General features: G+C 69.0%; 26 protein-coding genes. 19 read left to right on the top strand and 7 right to left on the bottom strand.

Annotated features, from left to right (window positions below; genetic code table 11):
* Nucleotides 1-352 precede the first annotated feature (352 nt).
* The 16 genes from AC07PR_RS02760 to sctT all read left to right on the top strand — a co-directional run bounded on the left by AC07PR_RS02760 (nt 353) and on the right by sctT (nt 12620).
* Nucleotides 353-544 (top strand): hypothetical protein, encoded by a 192-nt coding sequence (locus tag AC07PR_RS02760; RefSeq protein WP_377155152.1) that lies wholly within the window; start codon nt 353-355, stop codon nt 542-544.
* Nucleotides 545-577: 33 nt separating this feature from the next.
* Complete coding sequence (gene sctC, locus AC07PR_RS02755; protein WP_495134326.1) at nt 578-2719, top strand: type III secretion system outer membrane ring subunit SctC; 2142 nt, start codon at nt 578-580, stop codon at nt 2717-2719.
* Between the two features lie 60 nt (nt 2720-2779).
* Nucleotides 2780-3826: a hypothetical protein gene (locus tag AC07PR_RS02750; RefSeq protein WP_495134325.1), complete on the top strand. Its 1047-nt coding sequence runs from the start codon at nt 2780-2782 to the stop codon at nt 3824-3826.
* Nucleotides 3826-4089 carry a hypothetical protein gene (locus AC07PR_RS02745; RefSeq protein WP_297524110.1) on the top strand — a complete coding sequence of 88 codons (264 nt, stop codon included), beginning with the start codon at nt 3826-3828 and terminating at the stop codon, nt 4087-4089. Before AC07PR_RS02750 ends, AC07PR_RS02745 begins: the two co-directional genes overlap by 1 nt.
* An 18-nt stretch (nt 4090-4107) precedes the next feature.
* Nucleotides 4108-4542, top strand: coding sequence for a hypothetical protein (locus AC07PR_RS02740; RefSeq protein WP_377155148.1), 435 nt, complete (start codon nt 4108-4110; stop codon nt 4540-4542).
* Nucleotides 4543-4699: 157 nt separating this feature from the next.
* Entirely contained in the window at nt 4700-4897 is a 198-nt protein-coding gene (locus AC07PR_RS02735) for a hypothetical protein (RefSeq protein WP_377155147.1), read from the top strand.
* Nucleotides 4898-4966: 69 nt separating this feature from the next.
* Entirely contained in the window at nt 4967-5182 is a 216-nt protein-coding gene (locus AC07PR_RS02730; RefSeq protein WP_431103511.1) for a hypothetical protein, read from the top strand.
* Nucleotides 5183-5237: 55 nt separating this feature from the next.
* Nucleotides 5238-6482 carry a hypothetical protein gene (locus AC07PR_RS02725; RefSeq protein ID WP_495134324.1) on the top strand — a complete coding sequence of 415 codons (1245 nt, stop codon included), beginning with the start codon at nt 5238-5240 and terminating at the stop codon, nt 6480-6482.
* A 201-nt stretch (nt 6483-6683) separates the two neighbouring features.
* Nucleotides 6684-7160: an HrpB1 family type III secretion system apparatus protein gene (locus tag AC07PR_RS02720; RefSeq protein WP_483106346.1), complete on the top strand. Its 477-nt coding sequence runs from the start codon at nt 6684-6686 to the stop codon at nt 7158-7160.
* A 9-nt stretch (nt 7161-7169) separates the two neighbouring features.
* A complete protein-coding gene (locus tag AC07PR_RS02715) occupies nt 7170-7556 on the top strand; it encodes a hypothetical protein (RefSeq protein WP_377155142.1) in 387 nt (128 codons plus the stop codon).
* Nucleotide 7557: 1 nt separating this feature from the next.
* Nucleotides 7558-8475 carry a type III secretion system inner membrane ring lipoprotein SctJ gene (gene sctJ, locus AC07PR_RS02710; RefSeq protein ID WP_495134323.1) on the top strand — a complete coding sequence of 306 codons (918 nt, stop codon included), beginning with the start codon at nt 7558-7560 and terminating at the stop codon, nt 8473-8475.
* Nucleotides 8472-9110: a type III secretion protein HrpB4 gene (locus AC07PR_RS02705; RefSeq protein WP_495134322.1), complete on the top strand. Its 639-nt coding sequence runs from the start codon at nt 8472-8474 to the stop codon at nt 9108-9110. The genes sctJ and AC07PR_RS02705 overlap by 4 nt, the downstream gene beginning before the upstream one ends.
* The gene (gene sctL / locus AC07PR_RS02700) at nt 9104-9811 is read left to right on the top strand and encodes a type III secretion system stator protein SctL (protein WP_495134321.1); all 708 of its coding nucleotides are present in this window, start codon (nt 9104-9106) and stop codon (nt 9809-9811) included. Before AC07PR_RS02705 ends, sctL begins: the two co-directional genes overlap by 7 nt.
* Nucleotides 9812-9814: 3 nt before the next feature.
* Nucleotides 9815-11164 carry a type III secretion system ATPase SctN gene (sctN, locus tag AC07PR_RS02695; RefSeq protein ID WP_377155138.1) on the top strand — a complete coding sequence of 450 codons (1350 nt, stop codon included), beginning with the start codon at nt 9815-9817 and terminating at the stop codon, nt 11162-11164.
* A complete protein-coding gene (locus AC07PR_RS02690) occupies nt 11164-11697 on the top strand; it encodes a hypothetical protein (RefSeq protein ID WP_495134320.1) in 534 nt (177 codons plus the stop codon). Before sctN ends, AC07PR_RS02690 begins: the two co-directional genes overlap by 1 nt.
* Nucleotides 11694-12620 carry a type III secretion system export apparatus subunit SctT gene (gene sctT / locus AC07PR_RS02685; protein ID WP_495134319.1) on the top strand — a complete coding sequence of 309 codons (927 nt, stop codon included), beginning with the start codon at nt 11694-11696 and terminating at the stop codon, nt 12618-12620. Before AC07PR_RS02690 ends, sctT begins: the two co-directional genes overlap by 4 nt.
* Nucleotides 12621-12653: 33 nt before the next feature.
* On the opposite strand, the gene AC07PR_RS02680 is transcribed toward sctT, so the two are convergent.
* Entirely contained in the window at nt 12654-14174 is a 1521-nt protein-coding gene (locus AC07PR_RS02680; RefSeq protein ID WP_495134318.1) for a hypothetical protein, read from the bottom strand.
* A 250-nt stretch (nt 14175-14424) separates the two neighbouring features.
* Here AC07PR_RS02680 and AC07PR_RS02675 point away from each other — a divergent pair, with 250 nt between their 5' ends.
* The 3 genes from AC07PR_RS02675 (at nt 14425) to AC07PR_RS02665 (ending at nt 15974) form a co-directional block, all read left to right on the top strand.
* Nucleotides 14425-15108 carry a PEP-CTERM sorting domain-containing protein gene (locus AC07PR_RS02675; RefSeq protein ID WP_495134317.1) on the top strand — a complete coding sequence of 228 codons (684 nt, stop codon included), beginning with the start codon at nt 14425-14427 and terminating at the stop codon, nt 15106-15108.
* A 244-nt stretch (nt 15109-15352) separates the two neighbouring features.
* Nucleotides 15353-15475 (top strand): hypothetical protein, encoded by a 123-nt coding sequence (locus tag AC07PR_RS02670; protein WP_483106352.1) that lies wholly within the window; start codon nt 15353-15355, stop codon nt 15473-15475.
* 4 nt (nt 15476-15479) lie between these two features.
* On the top strand, nt 15480-15974 hold the full coding sequence (locus tag AC07PR_RS02665; RefSeq protein WP_495134316.1) for a hypothetical protein: 495 nt from the start codon (nt 15480-15482) through the stop codon (nt 15972-15974).
* 331 nt (nt 15975-16305) lie between these two features.
* On the opposite strand, the gene AC07PR_RS02660 is transcribed toward AC07PR_RS02665, so the two are convergent.
* The 6 genes from AC07PR_RS02660 to AC07PR_RS02635 all read right to left on the bottom strand — a co-directional run bounded on the left by AC07PR_RS02660 (nt 16306) and on the right by AC07PR_RS02635 (nt 20521).
* Complete coding sequence (locus AC07PR_RS02660; RefSeq protein ID WP_377155129.1) at nt 16306-16761, bottom strand: CesT family type III secretion system chaperone; 456 nt, start codon at nt 16759-16761, stop codon at nt 16306-16308.
* Nucleotides 16758-17636, bottom strand: coding sequence for a hypothetical protein (locus tag AC07PR_RS02655; protein WP_495134315.1), 879 nt, complete (start codon nt 17634-17636; stop codon nt 16758-16760). The genes AC07PR_RS02660 and AC07PR_RS02655 overlap by 4 nt, the downstream gene beginning before the upstream one ends.
* Entirely contained in the window at nt 17633-17896 is a 264-nt protein-coding gene (sctS, locus tag AC07PR_RS02650; RefSeq protein WP_088404105.1) for a type III secretion system export apparatus subunit SctS, read from the bottom strand. Before sctS ends, AC07PR_RS02655 begins: the two co-directional genes overlap by 4 nt.
* Nucleotides 17897-17980: 84 nt before the next feature.
* Nucleotides 17981-18649, bottom strand: a complete 669-nt coding sequence (sctR, locus tag AC07PR_RS02645) for a type III secretion system export apparatus subunit SctR (RefSeq protein ID WP_483106358.1) — start codon at nt 18647-18649, stop codon at nt 17981-17983.
* Entirely contained in the window at nt 18627-19733 is a 1107-nt protein-coding gene (locus AC07PR_RS02640) for a FliM/FliN family flagellar motor switch protein (RefSeq protein WP_495134314.1), read from the bottom strand. Before AC07PR_RS02640 ends, sctR begins: the two co-directional genes overlap by 23 nt.
* Entirely contained in the window at nt 19730-20521 is a 792-nt protein-coding gene (locus tag AC07PR_RS02635) for a type III secretion HpaP family protein (RefSeq protein WP_495134313.1), read from the bottom strand. Before AC07PR_RS02635 ends, AC07PR_RS02640 begins: the two co-directional genes overlap by 4 nt.
* Between the last annotated feature and the right edge of the window lie 15 nt (nt 20522-20536).

Below are 20536 nucleotides of genomic sequence, written 5' to 3'. Positions count from 1 at the left end.
TCGGTGGACGCCGCCGTGCGATGCGAAGCGTGCGACGGCGGGACGAACCCACTCTTTCGAGGTAGTGCCAGGTCTTGTCCGAAGCCCTCGCTCCGATCCACCGAAGTCCTCGTTCAGCCCCTCGCAATCCTCGGTCGCAAATCCGTTGCAGTAAGACGTCGGGTGGGGACGGCAGGTCGCGGGGTTTTGGCGCTTGCCGCCAAGGCCCCGCGACCTGGCGGCCAACGCCACTGCCTTTGCAGTCGGCATGAGCCGACGCACCTTCGCATGACGCTCATCGCCTTCGCATGGTCCCGTTACTGCCGGCCGCCTGGTCCCTATGTTCCGTCCCATCGCATCAACGGAGTCCGCCATGACCACACCGATCGCCGCCAACGTTCCGACCACGCCGGCTGCTGCCGCGGCGCCGACGGAGACGGCGCAGCTCGAATCGCTGATGGCGCAGCGAATGATGATGAGCATGCAGCAGGGTCAGCAGGCGATGAGCAAGTCCATGACCAAGGTGTCGGACCAGATCAAGGCGTCCATGCAGGACGACGAGTAAGCCGAAGAGTCAGCGTCCCGCACTGTGAACCTCATGCCCCGACGTCTTCGTTCCTCCAGCCGCTCGATGCGGATCGGCCGCCTGCCGGTGGCGCTGATGCTCTGCGCCGCGGCGCCGCTCAGTTGGTCCGCGCGTGTCGGCGAGTCGGCGCAGCCGGCATCGTCATCCACATCGACGCCAACGTCGGGCGCCAGCGCCGCTGCCGCTGCCGGATCGGGCGCCAGTCCGATCGCGGTGCCGCTGGCCGCGCCGCCCGCGAAGACCTTGACGCAGGCGCAGACGACCGCGCCCGCAACGTCGACAACGACAACGACGACGGCACCGGCCGGCACGCCGACCGCGAAGTCCGTCCGGTCGGACCGCGTGGCCACGAAGAACGTCTCGCGCCAATGGCGCAGCCCGCGGTTCATCTACAAGGCCGAAGGCAAGCGCGTGAACGAGGTGCTGCTCGACTTCGCCGCGAGCCAGGGCCTGCCGGCCGTGCTCGCCGACGGCATCGACGGCATGGTGCAGGCCAACTTCGACACCACGCCGGACAAGTTCCTCGACTCGATGAACCGGGCCTACGGCGTCATCTGGTACCACGACGGCACCGCGCTGTACTTCTACCCGGCGGGCGCCGTGCAGAGCCGGCTCTTCCGGCTCAAGGGCTTCCGCCGCGAGCAGGTCAGCGACCTGCTGGATTCGCTGCAGCTCGGCGACGCGCGTTTCCCCCTGCGCTTCAACGCGGCCGAAAGCACGCTGCTGGTCTACGGCCCGCCGCGTCACGTCGAGCTGATCGCCGCGGCGATCGAGTCGCTCGACGTCGGTGCGATGGAGCGCAACCGCAAGGCGGTGCGCGTGGTGCCGCTGCGCTTCGCCTCCGCCGGTGATCGCACCTTCGGCCAGACGCGCATCCGCGGCGTGGCCTCCGTGCTCACCTCGCTCTACAGCGGCACCACCAGCGGCGCGCAGGGCGACGAGGACACGCCGACATCGGCGGGCGAGATCCACCCGGGCAAGCTGACCGCGCTGCAGGGCGTGATGGGACGCGACACGCGCCTGGCCGACATCATGGCCCGCAAGCCCAACCAGGTCACCGCGGGGCAGTCGGCCAAGTCCGGCGCCGGCGCGGCCTCGCAAGGCAGCACCCGAGGATTGCAGAGTCCCGTCGACGACGACACGCCGCCGATCTTCCAGGCCGACGAAGGCACCAACACCGTCATCATCCACGGCCGGCCGCAGCGCATGGACGAGTATGTGGAGCTGATCCGCCGCCTGGACGTGCAGCCGGTGCTGGTCGAGCTCGAGGCCACCATCATCGACGTCAGCAGCGACAGCATCGACTCGCTGGGCATCGACTGGAGCGTGCGCGGCAGCAAGGGCAGCTTCGGCGTCACCCAGCCGCCGGGCAGCAACAGCGCCGGCACCTTCACGCTGAGCACGCTGTGGTCCAACGCCGGCCGCGAGCTGATGGCGCGCATCGACGCCCTCAGCGCCCGCGGCAAGGCCCGCGTCATCGCCAAGCCCAAGGTGCTCGGCGTGGCCAACCGGCCCGCCGTCATGCGCGAGAAGCGCGTCGTCACCGTCAAGGTCGCCGGCAACCTCGAGGCCAACCTCTTCCAGGTCGAGGCCGGCACGCTGCTGCAGGTCACGCCGCAGATCACCTCCGTGCCCGACAACGGCGGCGTGTCGCGCCGCATCAAGCTGTCGCTCTACATCGAGGACGGCAGCTTCGAGGACCAGCGCGTGGACAGCGTCCCCATCGTCAAGCGCACCGAGATCATGACCGAGGCCCATGTGGGCGAGGGCGAGAGCCTGCTCATCGGCGGCATCACCACGACCAGCCAGGCCTCGCAGCGCGACGAGGTGCCGGTGCTCGGCCGCGTGCCGCTGCTCGGCGGCCTGTTCCGCCACACCAGCGAGAGCGCGGGACAGACCGAGCGCCTGTTCCTGATCTCGCCGCGGATCATCCGCGAGCCCACCTTCCCGTCGGGCCCCTACGGCGCCGCGACCGCCGGCGCGGTGGCGATGACGGCGGACGGTCGTGCGCCGCAATCCCCGTCGTCATCGGGTCTGTCGCAGTCCGCGGTGAGCCCGTCATCGAACTTGCCAGCGTCGAATCCGGCGCAGAACCAGACGCCCCGTGCGCCGTCCTCGACGCCTGAATCCTTCCTGCAGGGCGGCGGCGGCTGAGCCCGCGACGCCGTCGACAGGCCACCACGAAGCGACAAAGAAGTTCGGGATTCGCAAACCATGAAGCAGCTTCGCATCCTCACAGGCTTGCATGCCGGGGTCCAGCTACGGTTGACCCGTCGGCAGTACCGCATCGCCAGCGATGAGGACGCCGACCTCCAGATCAGCGACTGGGCCCATGCCCCGCTGATCCTGACGTTCGAGGAAGAAGGCTCCGACGTGTCTCCCGCGCTCCACCTCATCGCCGACGACGGAACGCCCGCGAATCCGCAGGGCCTGCTGGAGGACTTCCTGCCGCGGCGCTTCGGTGACATCGTGCTGTGCGTCGGTCCCGACGCGGCCCCCGATGCCGCGGCGTGGCCCAGCGACATGGCGCTGATGGACGCGCTGATGCGGCCCGTCGCGAAGATCAAGGCGACCGCCGCCGCCGTGGCCGCCGAAGCGGCGCCCCGTGCGAAGTCGGCGCTCGGCCTGAAGCTGAGCGCGCTGGTCGCCGCCGCGGCGCTGATCGCGGCGCTCGCGTCGGTGCTCAGCACGCAGACCGCCGCCTCGACCGCGCCGCCCGTCAGTCCGATGGAACAGGCGACGCAGGCGCTCCGTCAGGCCGGCGTCGAAGGACTCACCGTGCGCCGCATCGATCGCCGGCTGGTCGTCGAGGGCCTGCTGCCCGGCAGCGCCGAGATGGCCCGCGCCCGCGCCGCGCTGCAGCCCTTCGGCGAGGGGCAGCTCCTGCACCGCTATGCCTCCGCCAGCGACATCGTCCGCCAGATCGGCGACGCGCTGAACCGGCCCGGCGTGCGCATCGTCCACCGCGGCCAGGGCGTCTTCGCCGTCGAGGGCCAGGCGGCCGATCCCGCGGAACTGCAGGACGAGGTCCGCCGCATCGCCGGCGACATCGGCCCGCTGGTGCGTCGCATCGACATCGCCGTCGAGCAGACGCTGCCCACGGCGCGCGTGCGCGTCGGTTCCATGCTGGCCGGCGACGACGGCCTGCAGTACGTGCAGACGGCCGACGGCACGAAGCACCTTTCGCTCCGGACCCCCGTGGACGACGGCGCCGCCGTCGCCGGGGATCCGTCTTCCTCATCCCCCACCGGAGAACCGTGATGGACAACCCCTTGGAACAGACCGTGTTCGCGGATCTCGCGCACATCGAGAAGACCCTGACCGACGACCTCAGCGGTGAGCGCACCCGCGCGATGCTGAGCTACTTCGACCAGGTCGCGCAGAGCACCGAGGCCCACCTGCAGACGCCGCTGGCCGATGCCGAGCGCCAGCTGAGCTCGCAGCTGATCGAAGGCTTCCGCGCCTCGCAGCGCATCGTGCGGCACGTGTGGGAAACCATCCACACCGCCTCGCTGCCCGCCTGAGTGCACAAGGAGCGCCCCATGTCCGCGTTGCCCATTGATGCCTCGACCCTGGACGCCTCCGGTGCCGCCGGCGCGTCCGCCAGCTACCCGCTGGTCTACCGCAACCTCATGGCGGTGGGGCTGCTGGGCGCCGTGTACCGCGCCCGCGACGACGCCGCCCTGGTGAGCGCGGCGGTGGAACTGACGATGGCCGATCCGTCGCCGTTCCGCATCTGCCGCGCCATCGCGCACAGCATCGGCGGCGACGCCGAGTACGCGTCGGCCACGCTGGTGCAGCACGTCGAGGACCACCCGCAGGACGAGGGCGCCAAGGTCGCGCTGGCCACGGCCTTCCTGCTGGCGCGCGACGCCCGCTGGAAGGGCGTGCTCGACGAGGTGCTGGCCACCAGCGCCGACCCCAACGTGCGGCAGGCCGCCAACGGCGTGCTGGAGTACGCCGCCACCTTGCAGTGACGTTCCCCGGAGGACGTCGATCGATTCATGTCGACCGGCCCGCGCGGCGGGGCGGTCGATCCCAGATCCGATGGGGCGAAGGGTTCGTCCCACGGGCAAGCAGTGCCTCGTGCACTTTCATTCCGGAAGTTGTCTTCCGTATCACCAGGAGAGAAACATGGCAGGTCAAGTCAATTCCCAAGGCGCTGGCGCTTCCGCCGACATGCAACAGATGATGGGCGAAATGCGCGCCCAGAACGCCGAGCAGATGCGCAACAACCTGGAAATGGGCCGCATGAGCCAGCAGGCTTCCATGTCGGAAGCGCTGGGCAAGAAGTTCAAGGCTTCCGGCGACAGCGTCAAAGGCCTGGTCTGACGCCGCGGCGGCCGCGCCGGTCCCGTCCGGGTCCGGCGCGGTCGCTCCGTGCCCCGCAAGGAGAACCCCATGTCCGCAACCCTCCCGGGGGCGCCGATGGCTCAGGCCCAGTCGGCCGAAGCCTCCGCGTCGTCGCAGATGTTCATGGCCGAGCTGAAGGCCCAGAGCAAGCAGACCATCGCCAACAACCTGGAGATGGGCCGCATGAGCCAGATGGCGTCCATGTCGGAGGCGCTGGGCAAGAAGTTCAAGGCCGGCGGCGACAGCGTCAAGGGACTGGTGTGACCCGCGCTGCGCGCACGACGCGTCACCGCATCCAACCTCTGTCGGAGCGAATTAGATGAGCATTCAACTTCTCCAACAATCGCCGCTGAACATGCTGCAGGGGCTGCAGAGCCCCCTGGCCGGCATCCAGCAGGCGCTTCAGGGACTTCAACAAGGATTGCAGGGCCTGACCCAGCTGCTGCGGCCGCTGGAACAGCTGCTGCAGAACCCGATCGCGGCCGCGATGAGCGGCGCCGGTCAAAGCATCGGTCAGGCCATCGGCCAGATGGGCCAGCTGGCGAATTCGCCGCTGGGCGGACTGGGCCAGGCGCTGGGCGGCATCGGCCAGAGCCTCGGCGGCATCGGTCAGGCGCTGGGCGGCCTGACGCAAGGCCTGAACGCGCTGCAGGGCGGCCAGGGCGGCCCGCTCGCCGGCGCGCTCGGCGCGCTGGGCGGCCTGTCGCAAGGCCTCAACGGACTGAACCAGGCCCTGGGCGGACTGGGTCAGGCGGCGGGCGGCCTGGGGCAAGCCGCTGGTGGGCTGGGCGGCGGTCTGGGCGGCGCCAATCAGCTGCTGGGCGGTCTGAGCCAGGCCATCGGCGGCCTGAGCAGCGCGCTGGGCGCCGCGGGCTCGCTGGTCGGCGCCGGTGCCGGCGGCGGCGCGGCTCCGCTGGGCGGATCGATCAGCCCGCAGGGCGAGACCGGTCCGATGGACGGCAATCGCGCGGAACGCGCGCTGTTCAAGGCCATGACCGACTCCGGCATGAAGATGATCAGCGGCAAGGAACTGGACGACGCCGCCAACGGCATTTGCCCGAAGGGCATGCGTCCCCAGGACTTCACGCCTGAGTTCCAGCAGGCCGCGAAGTTCCTGCGCAGCGAAGCCGGCGAGAAGAAGATGGGTCAGCTGGACACGGCGGACCGCGACAACGCGCTCGGCAAGATGGGCCTCGCCCTGAAGAACAAGGGCGGCGACGACAAGATCGGCATCGGCGACCTGACCGCTTCCATCCAGAAGCAGGGTCTGAACGCCGACCAGCACTCGACGATCTCGACGTTGAAGGACAACTTCGACGCGCTGTCCAAGAACGGCAAGACCTTCGACCTGGACACCTTGAAGGACGTCGCCCAGGGCAAGCAGATGCCCAACGGCCTCCTGCCGTCGTTCGAGCTGCAGGCCGCCGCCCAGAAGTTCGTGAACGACACCGCGCTCAACAAGGGCACGGACGTCGCGCGGCAGACCGCCGACGGCAAGTTCGACCAGCAGGGCGACAACAAGTACAGCAAGAGCGATCTCGAGAAAACCCTCGCCCGCGGCTGACCCACGGCCGCCGAGACCCCGCTTGGGGCGCAGCGCGTCGTTGCAGATCCTCGACATAGCGCCGCTATGTCTCCGGTCTGCGCCTAGCGCTGCATCCCCAATCAGGGCCTCGGCAGCCATGGGTCACTGAGCATCTTTTGACTCCGAGCCCCCAACGCTTTTCTGAGACCGGCCGTGCACGGCACGAGCCATGGAGCAGACATGATCGATTCCTCGTTGCAACGCAAAGACTTCGTCTCCGGCCTGGTCGGCCTGGTGAGCCTGGCGGTGGACCGCGAGCTGCTGGACGACGCCGAAACCCTGTTGGGCGCCGTGCGCCTGCTGCGTCCCAAGGTGTCCCAGCTCGACTTCTTCGAAGCCTGGATCGCGATGAAACGCGGTCATTGGGCCGACGCGATGCGCACGCTGCGCAACCTCGATGCCACCGCACCCGAATGGTCGACGGCCAAGGCCTTCCTCGCCTACTGCCAGTTCGCCACCGGCGACGCGGGATGGCGCGCGACCGCCGAAGACGTGCTGCACACGTCTACCAATGCCGAGGCACTGGACATGGTCCGCTCGCTGCTGAATCCCGACGAAGCGAACGCGGAGTCGGGCGGCGATGACGCGGAGGCCGAGTCCACCACGCCGCCCGCGCTGACGATCGACCTCTCGCAGATGGCCTACATGCGGGCCTGAGGAGCAGCCATGACCGATCCCATCCAAGCGATCTCCGCGCACGAGATGATCCGGCAGGCCGCGACGCCGACGCCGGACCTGCAGGCGCAGACGCAGAAGTTCGAGCAGCTGATGGCGCGCGAGCCGCAGCCCGATCCGTCGGCGACGCACGCCGTCGGCCCCAAGGACTCGACCATGACGAAGACGCTGCACACGCTGGACGACGCGTCGCGCCAGGTCACCGCGGACATGCAGCGCTACGTCGCCGATGCCCCCAACATGAACCTGCAGGAGCTGACCGCGCGCTCGATGGAGCTGAACCTGCAGGTCGCCACGCAGGGCCTGCAGTTCTCGGCCTGCACCTCCGTCGCGCAGAGCAGCAAGAACGGCCTGCAGACGTTGATGAAGAACCAGTGACATGAGCGCCCATCCTCAGGCGGATCCCTTCGGGGGCGCGGTGCATGCGACGGGCGGGACCCGCGGAGCCAGCGCGGCGAGGGCGGTGGAGGGCTCGGACGCCGCCGCCGCGTCCGATCGCTCCAGGGCCTCGTGGCACGTGGTCTACCTGCTGGCGCTGGTCCTGCTCATCACGCTGCTGGCCGGATGCAAGACCGATCTCTACACCAAGCGCACCGAGGCGGAGGCCAACGACATGGTCGCCGCGCTGCTGCAGCGGGGCGTGGAGGCGGAGAAGAAAAGCGGCGACGGGGGCAAGACCTGGAACGTCGCCGTCGACGAGCAGGAGGTGGTGAACGCACTGGACATCCTGCGCGCCAACGGCCTGCCGTCGGACAAGTACGTGTCGCTGGGCGACATGTTCAAGAAGGAAGGGCTGATCTCCACGCCGACGGAGGAGCGGGTGCGCTTCATCCACGGCGTGTCGCAGGAGCTCTCCAGCACGCTGTCCAAGATCGACGGCGTGATCGTGGCCAAGGTGCACATCGTGCTGCCCAACAACGACCCGATGGCGACGACGGTGAAGCCGTCGAGCGCATCGGTGTTCGTCAAGTACCGGCCGGAGATCGACGTGCCGCAGCTGGCGCCGTCGATCAAGAGCATGGTCGCGCGCAGCGTCGAAGGCCTGACCTACGAGAACGTCACGGTGACCCTGGTGCCGGGCGCGATGCTGCCGACATCGCCGCGTCACGCGGTGGCGGACGCCACCTGGGCGTGGGTCGCCGGCGGCGTGCTGGCGGTGCTGCTGCTGGCGGGCGCGGTGATCGGCGTGATCGCCTGGAAGAAGCCGGGCCTGCTGCCGCGGGGACTGGGCCGTCGACTGGCGCCGGGCGCCGCCGCCGGAGCCGCGGTGCCTGTGGCCGACGCCGGCGGCGCATGACCATGGCCGCGCCCGAGCAGCTCGCGGCCTGGGCCGTCAGTTTCGACGGCAAGCTGCGCGGCCTGGTCGACGACCTGGATGCGAGCTGGCAGGACGAACTGCTCGGCCCCTGGGCCTTCCTGGAGGCGCTGCCGCCGGAGAGCGCCGCCGCGTTGTGGCCGCGCTTGTGGCGCGACCGCATGGCGCCGGGCGGCGGACTGCCCGCGCTGGGCCGATTCGCGGATCCGCTGCCGCGGCTCGGCCTGCTGCCTCGCGGTGAACTGCTGCAGCGGCTGTGCACGCTGGCGCTGGCCCGTCGTCCGGGCGTGCTGCGCTGCTGCATCGACCGCACGGTGCGCGCGCCGCTGCAACGCGCGCTCGGTGAGCACTTCGCGCCGCTGGCGGCCATGAGCGCGCGCGGCCGGCCGGTCGAGGCCGGACAGGCCGCCTGGACGCCGGTGCAATGGGCGTGCGTCGGCTTCGCCGACTGGTCCGCGGCCTTGTCGGCGGAGGACGTTCCGGTGCGGCAGATGGTGCGCTGGTCGCTGCCGCGGACGGCGGTGGACGAGGTGCTCGCCTCGCCCGTCGCGGCGGAACGGAACGTGGCCGCGTCGCTGGCGGCGCTCGCGGAAGCCGATGTGGAGTGGCCATGCTGATCTGGGTGAAGACATCGACGCACACGGACGACGGCGCCGCCGCGGCAGCGCCTCACGGCATCCTGCGCGCGAGCGACGTCACGCTGCTGCGGCACGACGACGAGATCCGCCGCGCGGCCACCGCGCGTGCCGAGGCGCTGATCGCGCAGGCGCAGGCGGAGGCGGAACGCATCGTGTCCGATGCGCAGGCGCGGGCCGAGGCGCTGCTGCGCGACGCGCAGGCGCAGATCGACGCCGCCTGCGAGGCCGGACGCGCCGAGGGCGAACGGCAGGCCGCGCTCGCCTGGCACGAACGACAGGCCGGTCGCGCGGTCGATCAGGCCGACGCCGTGCGCGGCCTGCATGAACGCATGGCCGAGGTGGTCACCAGCGCCGTCGAGCGCATCGTGCAGACCGAGGGCCGCGCCGCGCTGTACCAGCGCGCGCTGCGCAGCGTGCAGGCGCTGTCGCGCTCGGCGACGGCGCTGACGCTCAAGGTCAGCCATGCCGACTTCGACGCCGCGCGCGACGGCATCGCCGCCGTGCCGGAACTGCAGTCGGCCGGACTGTCCGTCGAGGTCGTCGTCGATCCGGCGCTGCCGGCGGGCAGCTGCCTCTTCGAATCGGACATGGGCGTGGTCGACGCGAGCCTGACCACGCAGCTCGACGCGCTGCGCGCGGCGATGTCGCGCGCCGTCAAGCGCGCGGTGGCCGAGAGCTGATCGATGAACGCGCCTGACCGCCTCGCCTCGATGAACCTGGACGAGCTCGGCCGCTGGATGGAGCTCGAGCTCGCCGGCGCCGAGACGCTGAACCGCACCGGCAAGGTCGTCGAGGTGATCGGTACGCTGGTGCGCGCGAGCGGCCTGTCGGCCAAGCTCGGCGAGATGTGCCACCTGCTCGACGCCAACGGCGGGCTGCTGCAGGTGGCGGAGGTGATCGGCTTCTCCAACGGCCAGACCATCCTGTCGCCGTTCGGCTCGATCCTCGGCGTGGCGGCGGGCCAGACGCAGGTCGTCGGGCTCGGCGAGATCCAGAGCATCGCCGTCGGCGACGCGCTGCTGGGACGCGTGGTCGACAGCCTTGGCCAACCGGTGGATGGCGGACCGGCGATCGTCTGCGAGGAGCGGCGGCCGGTCTTCGCGATGCCGCCCAGTCCGATGGACCGGGAAATGATCGAGCATCCGCTGCCGACCGGCGTGAAGATCATCGACGGGATGATCACGCTGGGCGAAGGCCAACGGATGGGCATCTTCGCGCCGGCGGGTGTCGGCAAGAGCACCTTGATGGGCATGCTCGCGCGCGGCACGCAGTGCGACATCAGCGTCATCGCGCTGATCGGCGAGCGCGGCCGCGAGGTGCGCGAGTTCATCGAGATCATCATGGGCAAGGAGGGGATGGCGCGCTCGGTGGTGGTGTGCGCGACCTCGGACCGCTCCTCGATCGAGCGCGCGAAGGCGGCGCACGTCGCCACGGCGATCGCCGAGTACTTCCGCGACCGCGGGCTGCGGGTGCTGCTGATGATGGACTCGCTGACCCGCTTCGCCCGCGCACAGCGCGAGATCGGCCTGGCGGCGGGCGAGTCGCCGGCGCGGCGCGGATATCCGCCGTCGGTCTTCGCGGAGATCCCGCGCCTGCTGGAGCGCACGGGCATGGGCGCGAAGGGCTCGATCACCGCGCTCTACACGGTGCTGGCCGAGGACGACAGCGGCAGCGACCCGATCGCCGAAGAGGTGCGCGGCATCCTGGACGGCCACCTGATCCTGTCGCGCAAGATCGCGGCGCGCAACCAGTACCCGGCGATCGACGTGCTGGGCAGCCTGAGCCGGGTGATGTCGCAGATCGTGCCCAAGGACCACCAGGCCGCCAACGGCGGGCTGCGCAAGCTCATGGCCAAGTACGACGAGATGGAGCTGCTGATCCAGATGGGCGAGTACAAGCCCGGCAACGACCCGTTCGCCGACGAGGCGGTGCGCAAGCACGGCGCGATCCGCGAGTTCCTCAACCAGGCGACCTCGGACCTGCGGCCGATCGAGCAGACCGTGGCCGAGCTGCAGGCGCTGGTGAACGGTTGATGAAAGACCTGCGTTCGCTCAAGCTGCTGCTGTGGGCCAAGCGCCGCCGGCTCGAACCGATGGAGCAGCAGGTCAAGGCCGAGTCCGCGCAGCGTGACGCCGCGGTGGCGGCACAGCAGGCGGCGCAGGCGCGCCACGAGGGCTGCGTCGCCGACGAGGAGGCCTGCGCGGCGCAGATCGAGGCGCTGGCCACCTCGGCATCGTTCAGCCCGCAGGACGCGGTCACGCTGACCTATGTCCGCGAAGGCTTGCAGGACCTGGTCCGCCAGGCCGAGGAGGGCGTGCGGACGGCCGCGGCGCAGGTGGCGCAGGCCGAGGCCCGCGTGCTGGCCGCGAAGCAGGCGCTGCAGCGCGCCGAGCAGCAGATCGAGCAGCTCGAGGAGCGCCGGCGCAAGCGGCTCGTCGAGATCGATCAGGAGGCCGAGGACACGCAGGACGAAGAGAGCGAGGAGGCCGCGGTCGCGCGCCGCGTTGCACAGCGGCGCGCGACCGAAGCGGCGGCCAGGGCGGTGGCGGCGGAGGCCGGCGCATGAACGAGATGTTCAACACCTTCGCCGGCGTGATCGGCTTCGGCACGACGCTGCAGGACGGCGTGATGCTGCTGGCGGTGTGCCTGCTGCGCGTCTACGCGGTCTTCCTGGTGCTGCCGGCGACGACGGACCAGGTGCTGCAGGGACCGATCCGCAACGGCGTGTGCATCTGCCTGGCGCTGTTCATCGCGTGGGGCCAGCCGGCGGGGCTGGTGCACGGCATGGACATGGTCCAGCTGGTGGCCACGATCGCGAAGGAGGCGCTGATCGGCGTGGTGCTCGGCTTCGCCGCGTCGACGGTGTTCTGGGTGGCGGAGGGTGTCGGCGTGCTGATCGACAACCAGGCCGGCTACAACAACGTGCAGCAGACCAACCCGCTCAGCGGCGAGCAGAGCACGCCGATCGGCAACCTGCTGTCGCAGCTGGCGATCAGCGGTTTCTACCTGCTGGGCGGGATGCTGATGCTGACGGGCATCCTGTTCGACTCCTTCCACTGGTGGCCGATCGGCAGCCTGTCGCCGGCGTGGTCGACGATCCTGGAGGACTTCGTCCGCGTGCAGACGGGGCACTACCTGGAGCTGATGATCAAGATCGCCGCGCCGGCGCTGCTGGTGCTGATGCTGATCGACCTGGGCTTCGGCATCCTGTCGAAGACGGCGGAGAAGCTCGAGCCCAACAACCTGGCGCAGCCGGTGAAGGGCGCGGTCGCGATCGCGCTGCTGTCGCTGCTGGTGGCGGTGTTCTTCGAGCAGGTCCGGCCGGCGCTGTCGATGCAGAACCTGTCGGCGGAGATGGCGAAGTGGGCGAGGGCGGCCGAGGCGGCGAAGGCCGGGCCGGAGGCGGGTTTGGCAACGAGCGGGCCTGCATCGCCGGCATCGTCGGTGCCTGCAGCCGAGGGTGAGGTCGTTTCGTCGCCGACGCCGTGATCCGGCGGCGACGAGGTGGCCCTCTGTCTCAGGTCAATCGGACCGGGTGCGATTGAGATATCGCACGAGTTCCCAGACGATCTCCGCCTGGGCAATGAAGTCACCGCCCGCAGGCAGTTGACGGAACTCGAAAATGGGCCGGCGCTCTTCTGGCGAGCGCTCCGGGATGTCCTGCTTGTCCCGGTAGCCGCCGTAGGACTCGAGCCCCTCGCGTTGCGCGGCGTCGCCGGGATAGGTGTGTCGCGTCATCAGGTCGACGTGATTGCGCACGATCGACTCGTACCAGTTCTGCAGCGTGAGCTCCTGTCCATAGTCAGGGCGCTGCTCGACGTCCATATTGATCGCCCAGTTGTTCACGATCGCGGGTGACTGTCGATGGATGATCCTGCGGTCGCTGTGGGAGTTGTGCTCGGTCCGATCCTCTTCGGACATGTCCCTCTCGAACTGAGGCGGCGCGACGCGGCGTTGCGCCACCAGGACCTCGTCGACGCTGTCCAGGAGGAAGAGCGACCAGGTCGTGGCGAAAGTCTTCAGATGCAGTCGCAACTCCGGCGACAAGTGACCGAACAAGGTCGTCATGTCGCTCCGGTGCATGAGGCGACCGGCGGTCGATTTGACGTACTCGAATTGAGCCTTGCGGACGGTGACGGGGAGTTCGATGAGCAAGGACGACAACGCGATCAGTGAGTCGGCTTCGCGGGCGAAGGATCCACTCTTGAATCCGGTCGAGCGCAGGAAGGAGATCGTCTTGGCGGTGATGCTCCTCATGATGACGGGGTCGCCGCCGGCGATGTTCGAGACGGTCTCTCGAAGCGCCTCGCGCACAGGATCCTTACTCCCGCTGGAGGAGGAAGATTCCTTGCTTTCGGAGGACGAGGCGAGTCTCTCTCGCAGTGTCGAGACCAAGGTCACCGGGTCCGCGTGTCTCAGTTCGGAGAAGCCCGGAAGGCTCAACCCGACGGTGGCCTGAAGCTTGCCGCTCAATCCTTCGCCAAGCTTGTAGAAATTGAAGTCGGGAGACCATCCGAATCTGGCGCCGTTGCGCTCCGGTGCGTACTGTCCCTTGCCGCCGGGGTTGATCTTGCCCAGCGCTGACGCCGTGTCCGTGACGTGGCGGTCAATGCTGCGCAGCGCCGTCAACATGACGTGCTTGTTGCCCTCGGTCTCCTCGTCGAGCTCCGGAATGATGGCCTCGACATCGAAGTCCTTGCCCGAGGTCAAGACATCCAAGGTGTAGATGTGCCCGCCCTTGTCCCCACTGATCGCCAGGCCCTTGCTTGGAACCACCGTGCTCTTGGGGACCGGTTTGGCGCGAATCTCACCGAACTCCAGTTCGAATCCCACCTTGCGCTGCATGACGGTCTTGCCGGGAAGTCTCGCGGCCGGGCCGAACAGCTGTGCGATGCGTCGGCGCTGGGCCGACTGGCGGGGGCTGGTGTCGAGCGCGGGCATCGTCGCGCGGCTGCGCTGCGCGGGCACGGTTTCTGTGCCGGGACGCAAGGCCGCAGGTTCTTGCCGCAGATCGTCGGCATTCGTGACGGCAAGCTTCGGCACGTCTGGCATCGTTTCTCCGATAGGCGAGCCATGGTGCTGGCACAGCGGGCGATGAGCCATCGGCGGGAAACTGAGTTCTCCAGGCAAAGATGCTTAGGACACGATGGCGTGCGAGCGGCATGCACGTTGGCGTTCCCGCCTTGATCACGCGCCCCTGATCCCAGCTTCACGGATGGAAAGGCGTTGACAGCCCGCTTAGGCTTCTTGCCGCGACCGCTCCGGTCGACGAAGAGTCTTGAAGGGAGTTGTCATGAACGCACTGTCATCGTTCCTTTCCCGTTGTCGCTTGCTGTGTGCGCTGGCGCTCGCAGTGGCGCTGTCGATGGGCGCGTCGCCCGCTGCCGCGGAAGAGCTGCGCTATCACTACGTCAGCAATGTCTTCCAGATGCGCGTGGAGAACGTGCGCGCCAATCCCGGGGATCCTGACCAGTACCGGTTCATGGACGTGGTGCTGAATGCCGACATCTACATGCCTGTCACGCGCCTGCTGGCGGCGGGGGACACGCTGGAGGACGTGTCGCGCTTCACCATGACGCTGAACGTGAACGACAACGGCTCGCGCTACAGCGAGACACTGGTCTATCCCTTCGTGCCGTACTGCGACCAGTGCCCGGTGCAGCGGGAGATGGAGGCATCGCTGACGATCGGTGCCATCGGCATGTTCGCGTTGCCGACCGACTGGGACCTGTCCATGTCACGGCGCTACATCCTGCCCACCGGACGGCATGACTATCTGGGGCTTGGGAGCACCGATTCGCAGGAGCAGCTCTACGGCTTCTACGAGACCTTCACCAACTCCACCGGTCAACTGAGCGGATCGCGCGGCGTCTGGACGCTGGCGGTCGTGCCGGAGCCGGCCACGTACGGGTTGATGCTGGCCGGCGTGGGGCTGCTGGCGCTGGTGGCGCGGCGGCGGTCTGCGCCGCGGCGATAGCGCTCATCCGCCTCCTGCTTGTCTTCGGATGCCCACCAAGGGAACTCCCGTGGTGGGCATGTGCGCGAGCGCACAGAGAATCGACTCGCCCTGATGCCCCCGCTTTCCTTTGGCCACCCACTTCCTTGGCGACGAGTTCGATGACGCGCTTCGCCTAAGGCTCGGCGATGTGCTGCGCCAATTCGGAGCTCGCAAGGAAGCGACAGAGACTCGCGGAATCGCTGGCTCTCAGGAGTTCGAGTCCATGAGCTTCATCGTCGATGGTGAGGTGTTGACCGTGGAGTCGGAGACCTACATCGGGCTTTCCATTGAGGGACCGGAGGAACTGGTCTTGAAGATCAGGAAGGCCGTGCTTGGTGAGCCATGACGACATGCGCATCGAGCTCCATCTGATTGCGCCGCCGCGCTTCAAGGCGCGCGACTATCGTGTCGGAGAAGATGACGTCCGCTCGATCCTGATGGACATCTGCCGCGCGCTCGACACACGGAGCGAGTGCCGTGTGTCCGGCTTTGGTCAGCAACGCTGGCCGGTCGACGTGTCGTGCGACCTCGGGATCTTCCTGGAGCAGTTGCCCTATGCGTTGCGTCGACTGCAAGCGGGTCAGACCGCGCAGATCGACCTCTACGAGCAAGGCGTCGAGCGCACCGTCGACTGGGTGCCGGCCGGACCGGTCTGCGTGGCGACCTGCCGAAGCTGGTCGACCTGGCAACCGGATCCTTCGGTGCAGACGGTCTCAACGCGCGACGTCATCGACCTGATGTCGACGACGCTGGAGACGTTCCTCGGGGCCATGGCTCAGATGGCGCCAGAACTGCTCGCGCATCCATGGATCGTCGAGTGGCGCGAGGGCGTCACGCAGGTCTGAAGAATTTGGTCGAGGCCCTGGCGGTCCCAAAAGTCGATGAATCCATCCACAACCTTTTCATCGAGCATCGAACTTCTCCTAGTTTCTTCTACGACGCCTTCGTGTGCTCCCGCAACGAGATGTGGATGGATCGCCTGTCAGTAATGGGCGATGGACAGAACCATTTTCTTGCGCTCGGTGTAGCCCACTTGTTCCCTTACAGAGGGACCTCTCATCAATGTGAGGGCCTTCTTTCAGATCTGCAGCGTGCTGGATACCGGGTGAGTCCGGTCGATCAAGTGGATGAGGACGCGGCCCCGGCAGCGCAGTGAGGTTCAGTAGATGAGGGCCCTCACGCCCTCATCCACGTGTACTCCCCCAACGACAGGCTCTCGAACATCTCATCCTCCGCCAGCAGGATGTTCTCGCGCCAATAGCGGCCGTGCTCGATGTAGTGGTTGATGGTGTCCGCGAGGTAGGGTCCATCGACCCCGTCGAGCATCGGCACCCGCACCACCAGCAGCACCACGCCTGAATCGGCATCCAGGCCGAGCTGCGCCTGGTCCTGCGCATACAGGCTCAGGTTGGCCTCCAGCATCAACCGATAGACACGCAGGCTGCGCCCCGACGTCACGCTGCCGAAGGTGAAGTTCAGGTACATCGCCTCGGGGTCGTTGTCGTAGTAGCCGAGCAGCACCTCGAAGCCTTCGACCTCGATCGCGCTGCGCGCGAGCGCGGCCTCGGCGTCGGGCAGTCCGACGGCTTCGCACAGGCCGACGATGAGCTGCTGGTAGTGCTCGACGTTCATGACTGAGAGTCCTTCGTGCGGGCTGCTTCGGCGGCGGGGAGCGGCTTGAGCGCCCGTTGCAGTTGACTGCTGCGCGCCTCGACGCCGTCGCGCAGCGCGTCGAGCGGACGGAAGAGGGCGCGCAGACCATTCAGCGGGAACAGCAGGTTGGCGTTCCGCTGGGCCTCGGTCGCCGACGGCGGCGGACCGTTGGCCGCGCACCAGGCCACCGCCGCCGCCTTGACGACCGACAGCGACGGCGTCGCGTCCGCCGGCAGATGTCGGGCCACTGCGGTCATCGCCGCGAGCCGCATCGCGCCGACCGCGATGCCGGTGCCGCCACCCTTGAAGTACAGCGACGCCAACGCATCGAGCAGCACCGTCGGGGGCTTGCCCTCCGGTGTCGGCATCGATCGCAGCATCACCGCCGCCGGCAGCGCGCTGCGGCGCAGGGCCGCGCCTTCGCGGACTTCCGGCGGTGGAGGCGGCATGCGCGTGCGCGGCGGGGAGCTCAGCGATCCCTGCTCCTGACGCTCCCCCGCATCCGGCTTCTGCTGCTTGCCGCCGGCACCCTGCACCGGTCGCATCGTGTTCGCGCCCGCGCCGCCCGCAGCCATCTGCCGCGGATCGTCCATCGGCATCTGCGGGTGCTCGTCCTCTGGGTGCGCTCCTTGCGCGCCCGTCGATGGCGGACGAGGCCGCGGCTTGGGCGCCGGCCCGGTGTTGCGTCGCGTCGGCACCTGTGCCCGCGGCGCGTGCCGGTACGCGTTCCCCTTGTGCATCCCGCCCGCATACCCGGACGAGCCGCTCCCGCGCGTGTGCCCCTTGCCCGCGGCCTCCTGCGCTTCCCGCGCCTGCTGGGCCTCGGCGCCCTGGCGCGCGCGGTCGAGCTTCATTTCTGGAACACCGCCGTGAAGAGGTTCTCGCTGAACTTCATCAGCGTCGACCCGGCCCATGGCGCCGTCACCACCACCACGCCCGTCACCGCCAGCAGCTTGATGCCCTGCGAGATGCTCGAATCCTGCAGCGACGTGATCGCCTGGAAGAACGACACGATCAGCCCGATCAGCGCCGACACCACCACCGCCGGCAGCGACAGCAGCACGCACATCATCAGCGCCTCGGAGGTGAGCTGCACCACCACGTCGTAGTTCATGGGTGGTCCTCCTCACGGACGCATGTCGCGCGCGTCTGCCGCGTCGGCGGCGTCTTCATCGTGTTCAGCGTGCTCATCGGTCGCTCATCGATAAGTCAGCACCAGCCCGTGCACCAGCCGCGACCAGCCGTCCAGCGTGACGAACAGCAGCAGCTTGAAGGGGATGGCGACGTTGCTCGGCGTCACCTGCGACAGGCCCATCGCCAGCAGCACGTTGGCGATGACGATGTCGATCACGATGAAGGCCAGGTAGAGCAGGAAACCGATGCGGAAGGCCGCCGTCAGCTCGCTCAGCAGGAAGGCCGGCGCCAGCACGATCAGGTCGTCCTTCTTCAGCGCCGCCGCCTTGTCGGCCGGCCAGATGATGGCGGCGGACTTCAGGAAGAACTGCTTCTCGCGCTCCTCGGCGTGCTTGTCGAGGAACTTGCGGAAGGGCTCGCGCGCCGAATCGGCCGCCTCCATCAGCGTCTGCGTGCTGGAGCCGCCGGCCGGATTGCCGGCGGACGCGGCGCTCATGCCCTTGGTCGCCTCGATGAAGACCGGCGCCATGATGTAGCAGGAGATGATGATCGCCACGCCGTTGAGCACCATGTTCGGCGGTACCTGCTGCACGCCGATCGCGTTGCGCAGCAGGCCCAGCACGATCGAGATCTTGGTGTACGAGGTGACCACCATCGCCGCGAACGGCAGCGCCGCCAGCGCCAGCAGCACCAGGAAGAGCGCGACCGGATCAGCGTGCTGCAGCGGCGTCATGCGCGAACTCCAGCCGGGTGATGCGCACGCCGAGGTGGTCGCCGATGGCGATCAGCTGTCCCTGGCCCAGCGTGCGGCCGTGGCAGACCAGGCGCACCGTGGCCTCGCGCAGCGGCACGTCGAGCTCGACGGCATAGCCCGGTTGCATGCTGGCCAGCTCGGCGAGGCTGACGCGCGCGGTGTCCAGCTCGAAGGCGACCGGCAATTGCAGCTCGTCGAGCGAGCCGGCGGATTGCGGCGCTTCCGTGCTTTCTCCGGACAGCTGTGCGGCCATGTGCCCGGCCTCGTGGGCAGCCGGGTCGTCGGAGAGGGCGGGCGGCTCGGCAAGGTGCACGGTGAACTCCTGGGGATCGATGTGAAGGGAAGCGCGCAGCGCGCGGCCCACGCCGCAGCGCAGCAGCGCGGGTTGGCCGCCGGCGAGGACGGTGTCGCCCGGACGCAGTCCGCGCAGCACCCGCAGCGGGAAGGTCCGCGCGAAGAGGCGGATCACCGGGCGCAGCGGCAGTTGCGCGAGCGGGGTCAGGTCGGTGCCGGAAGCGGCGACGGTCGCGATGACGCGCTCCAGCACGCCGGGATCGGCGTCCAGCAGGGCAACGGGCATCGCGCCGCCAAGGACGAGGGGGACGAGGCGCTCCGGCGTGTCCGCGTCGGCCAGCGGCTGGATGTCCACGACGCGCAGCGTCCCGAGCATCGGCGCGAAGGCCTCGGCCCAGCCGGCCAGCAGCAGCGTCACGACCGCGCAGGCCGTGTCGCGCGGCTGATGGGCGCAGGCGAGCTGCAACGCCGGCGAATCCACCGCGTCGAGCCCGAGCTGGAAACGGCCCTGCGCCGACTCGACGGTGAGACGCCATGGCATCGCGTCGCGCTGTCGCGTGATGCCGATGCCCGCATGCTGGAGCGTGGCACGCAGCCAGTCGGCGAAGCGCGCATCGTGCGCCACGCGGGACAGCGAGGCGTCGGCGGCGCTCATCGCGGGCAGGCGGCCGGCAAGCGTCGTCGAGTCCGCCAAGGCGGCGCCGCCAGCGACGCCAGCCGTGGCGGCGCTCGCAGGAAGCATCGATGCGGAGGAGGTCGGCCGGTTCATGTGATGTCGATCTCGATGTGCCGGTCGCCGGGCAGCGCGCGGACCAGCAACGCGCGCAGCTGCGACTGGTGGGCCGAAATTAGGGCGAGCGAGCGCGTCGACTGCGTGCTGAAGCGAAGCGTCAGTTGGTGAGGCGAAAACGACAGGCGCAGCTCGGTGTGGGGCAGGGTCTCGGCGTCGACCGGCACCTGGATGGTCCAGCTGTGGAAGTTGGGCTCGCTGCTCCGGCACAGCGTGGCGACCGTGTCGGTCAGCTCGCGCTCCCAGCCCTCGGGCAGGGGCGTCCACGCCACGTGAGGGATGGGCATCGGCGGCGCGGTGACGGCTTGATCGAGCGCGGCGTCCTGCTCGGCCTCCGCTTCCTGCGCTTCGCTGGCCTCCCGCGCGCCGGCCTCCGCCGCGGCGATCACGGGCGGTCGCGGACGATGACCGTCGACGAGGAGGACAGCGTCGTTGCGCGACGCGTCCTTCCTGCGGGAAGGCGAGCCGGACTCTTTCCGGTCGTTGCGGTCGGTGCGGTCCGAGCGCTCGCGCGACGGCAGGGCGACTGCGACGACCGGCGCGTGCATCGCCTCATGCCGCGACGGCGGCGCCTGCTCCGGAGCGGGCGGGGGCGCCGCTGCCGGCGTCTCCGGCGGGGCATCAGCCGACGACGTCGCGCGCCGCACGGCGCCAAGCGCGCGATGGAAGCGCTCCGCCTGTCGGGGGTCCACCGGCAGCGGCAGCGGCGGGATCTGCGGATCCGCGACGACGAGGCGCCGGATGCGGCGGATCTCTTCGTCGTTCATGCTCGTCCGGTCACG

The organism is Roseateles sp. GW821-FHT09H11 (genome assembly GCF_059415845.1).
The sequence above is the reverse complement of the archived record's forward strand: the minus strand, read 5'-3'. Positions and strand labels throughout refer to the sequence as shown.

What these genes read in the sequence shown, in the direction of transcription:
- AC07PR_RS02760 (WP_377155152.1), top strand. Translation starts at nt 353, where the DNA reads ATGACCACACCGATCGCCGCCAACGTTCCGACCACGCCGGCTGCTGCC.
- sctC (WP_495134326.1), top strand. Translation starts at nt 578, where the DNA reads ATGCCCCGACGTCTTCGTTCCTCCAGCCGCTCGATGCGGATCGGCCGC.
- AC07PR_RS02750 (WP_495134325.1), top strand. Translation starts at nt 2,780, where the DNA reads ATGAAGCAGCTTCGCATCCTCACAGGCTTGCATGCCGGGGTCCAGCTA.
- AC07PR_RS02745 (WP_297524110.1), top strand. Translation starts at nt 3,826, where the DNA reads ATGGACAACCCCTTGGAACAGACCGTGTTCGCGGATCTCGCGCACATC.
- AC07PR_RS02740 (WP_377155148.1), top strand. Translation starts at nt 4,108, where the DNA reads ATGTCCGCGTTGCCCATTGATGCCTCGACCCTGGACGCCTCCGGTGCC.
- AC07PR_RS02735 (WP_377155147.1), top strand. Translation starts at nt 4,700, where the DNA reads ATGGCAGGTCAAGTCAATTCCCAAGGCGCTGGCGCTTCCGCCGACATG.
- AC07PR_RS02730 (WP_431103511.1), top strand. Translation starts at nt 4,967, where the DNA reads ATGTCCGCAACCCTCCCGGGGGCGCCGATGGCTCAGGCCCAGTCGGCC.
- AC07PR_RS02725 (WP_495134324.1), top strand. Translation starts at nt 5,238, where the DNA reads ATGAGCATTCAACTTCTCCAACAATCGCCGCTGAACATGCTGCAGGGG.
- AC07PR_RS02720 (WP_483106346.1), top strand. Translation starts at nt 6,684, where the DNA reads ATGATCGATTCCTCGTTGCAACGCAAAGACTTCGTCTCCGGCCTGGTC.
- AC07PR_RS02715 (WP_377155142.1), top strand. Translation starts at nt 7,170, where the DNA reads ATGACCGATCCCATCCAAGCGATCTCCGCGCACGAGATGATCCGGCAG.
- sctJ (WP_495134323.1), top strand. Translation starts at nt 7,558, where the DNA reads ATGAGCGCCCATCCTCAGGCGGATCCCTTCGGGGGCGCGGTGCATGCG.
- AC07PR_RS02705 (WP_495134322.1), top strand. Translation starts at nt 8,472, where the DNA reads ATGACCATGGCCGCGCCCGAGCAGCTCGCGGCCTGGGCCGTCAGTTTC.
- sctL (WP_495134321.1), top strand. Translation starts at nt 9,104, where the DNA reads ATGCTGATCTGGGTGAAGACATCGACGCACACGGACGACGGCGCCGCC.
- sctN (WP_377155138.1), top strand. Translation starts at nt 9,815, where the DNA reads ATGAACGCGCCTGACCGCCTCGCCTCGATGAACCTGGACGAGCTCGGC.
- AC07PR_RS02690 (WP_495134320.1), top strand. Translation starts at nt 11,164, where the DNA reads ATGAAAGACCTGCGTTCGCTCAAGCTGCTGCTGTGGGCCAAGCGCCGC.
- sctT (WP_495134319.1), top strand. Translation starts at nt 11,694, where the DNA reads ATGAACGAGATGTTCAACACCTTCGCCGGCGTGATCGGCTTCGGCACG.
- AC07PR_RS02675 (WP_495134317.1), top strand. Translation starts at nt 14,425, where the DNA reads ATGAACGCACTGTCATCGTTCCTTTCCCGTTGTCGCTTGCTGTGTGCG.
- AC07PR_RS02670 (WP_483106352.1), top strand. Translation starts at nt 15,353, where the DNA reads ATGAGCTTCATCGTCGATGGTGAGGTGTTGACCGTGGAGTCGGAGACC.
- AC07PR_RS02665 (WP_495134316.1), top strand. Translation starts at nt 15,480, where the DNA reads ATGCGCATCGAGCTCCATCTGATTGCGCCGCCGCGCTTCAAGGCGCGC.
- AC07PR_RS02660 (WP_377155129.1), bottom strand. Translation starts at nt 16,761, where the DNA reads ATGAACGTCGAGCACTACCAGCAGCTCATCGTCGGCCTGTGCGAAGCC.
- AC07PR_RS02655 (WP_495134315.1), bottom strand. Translation starts at nt 17,636, where the DNA reads ATGAAGCTCGACCGCGCGCGCCAGGGCGCCGAGGCCCAGCAGGCGCGG.
- sctS (WP_088404105.1), bottom strand. Translation starts at nt 17,896, where the DNA reads ATGAACTACGACGTGGTGGTGCAGCTCACCTCCGAGGCGCTGATGATG.
- sctR (WP_483106358.1), bottom strand. Translation starts at nt 18,649, where the DNA reads ATGACGCCGCTGCAGCACGCTGATCCGGTCGCGCTCTTCCTGGTGCTG.
- AC07PR_RS02640 (WP_495134314.1), bottom strand. Translation starts at nt 19,733, where the DNA reads ATGAACCGGCCGACCTCCTCCGCATCGATGCTTCCTGCGAGCGCCGCC.
- AC07PR_RS02635 (WP_495134313.1), bottom strand. Translation starts at nt 20,521, where the DNA reads ATGAACGACGAAGAGATCCGCCGCATCCGGCGCCTCGTCGTCGCGGAT.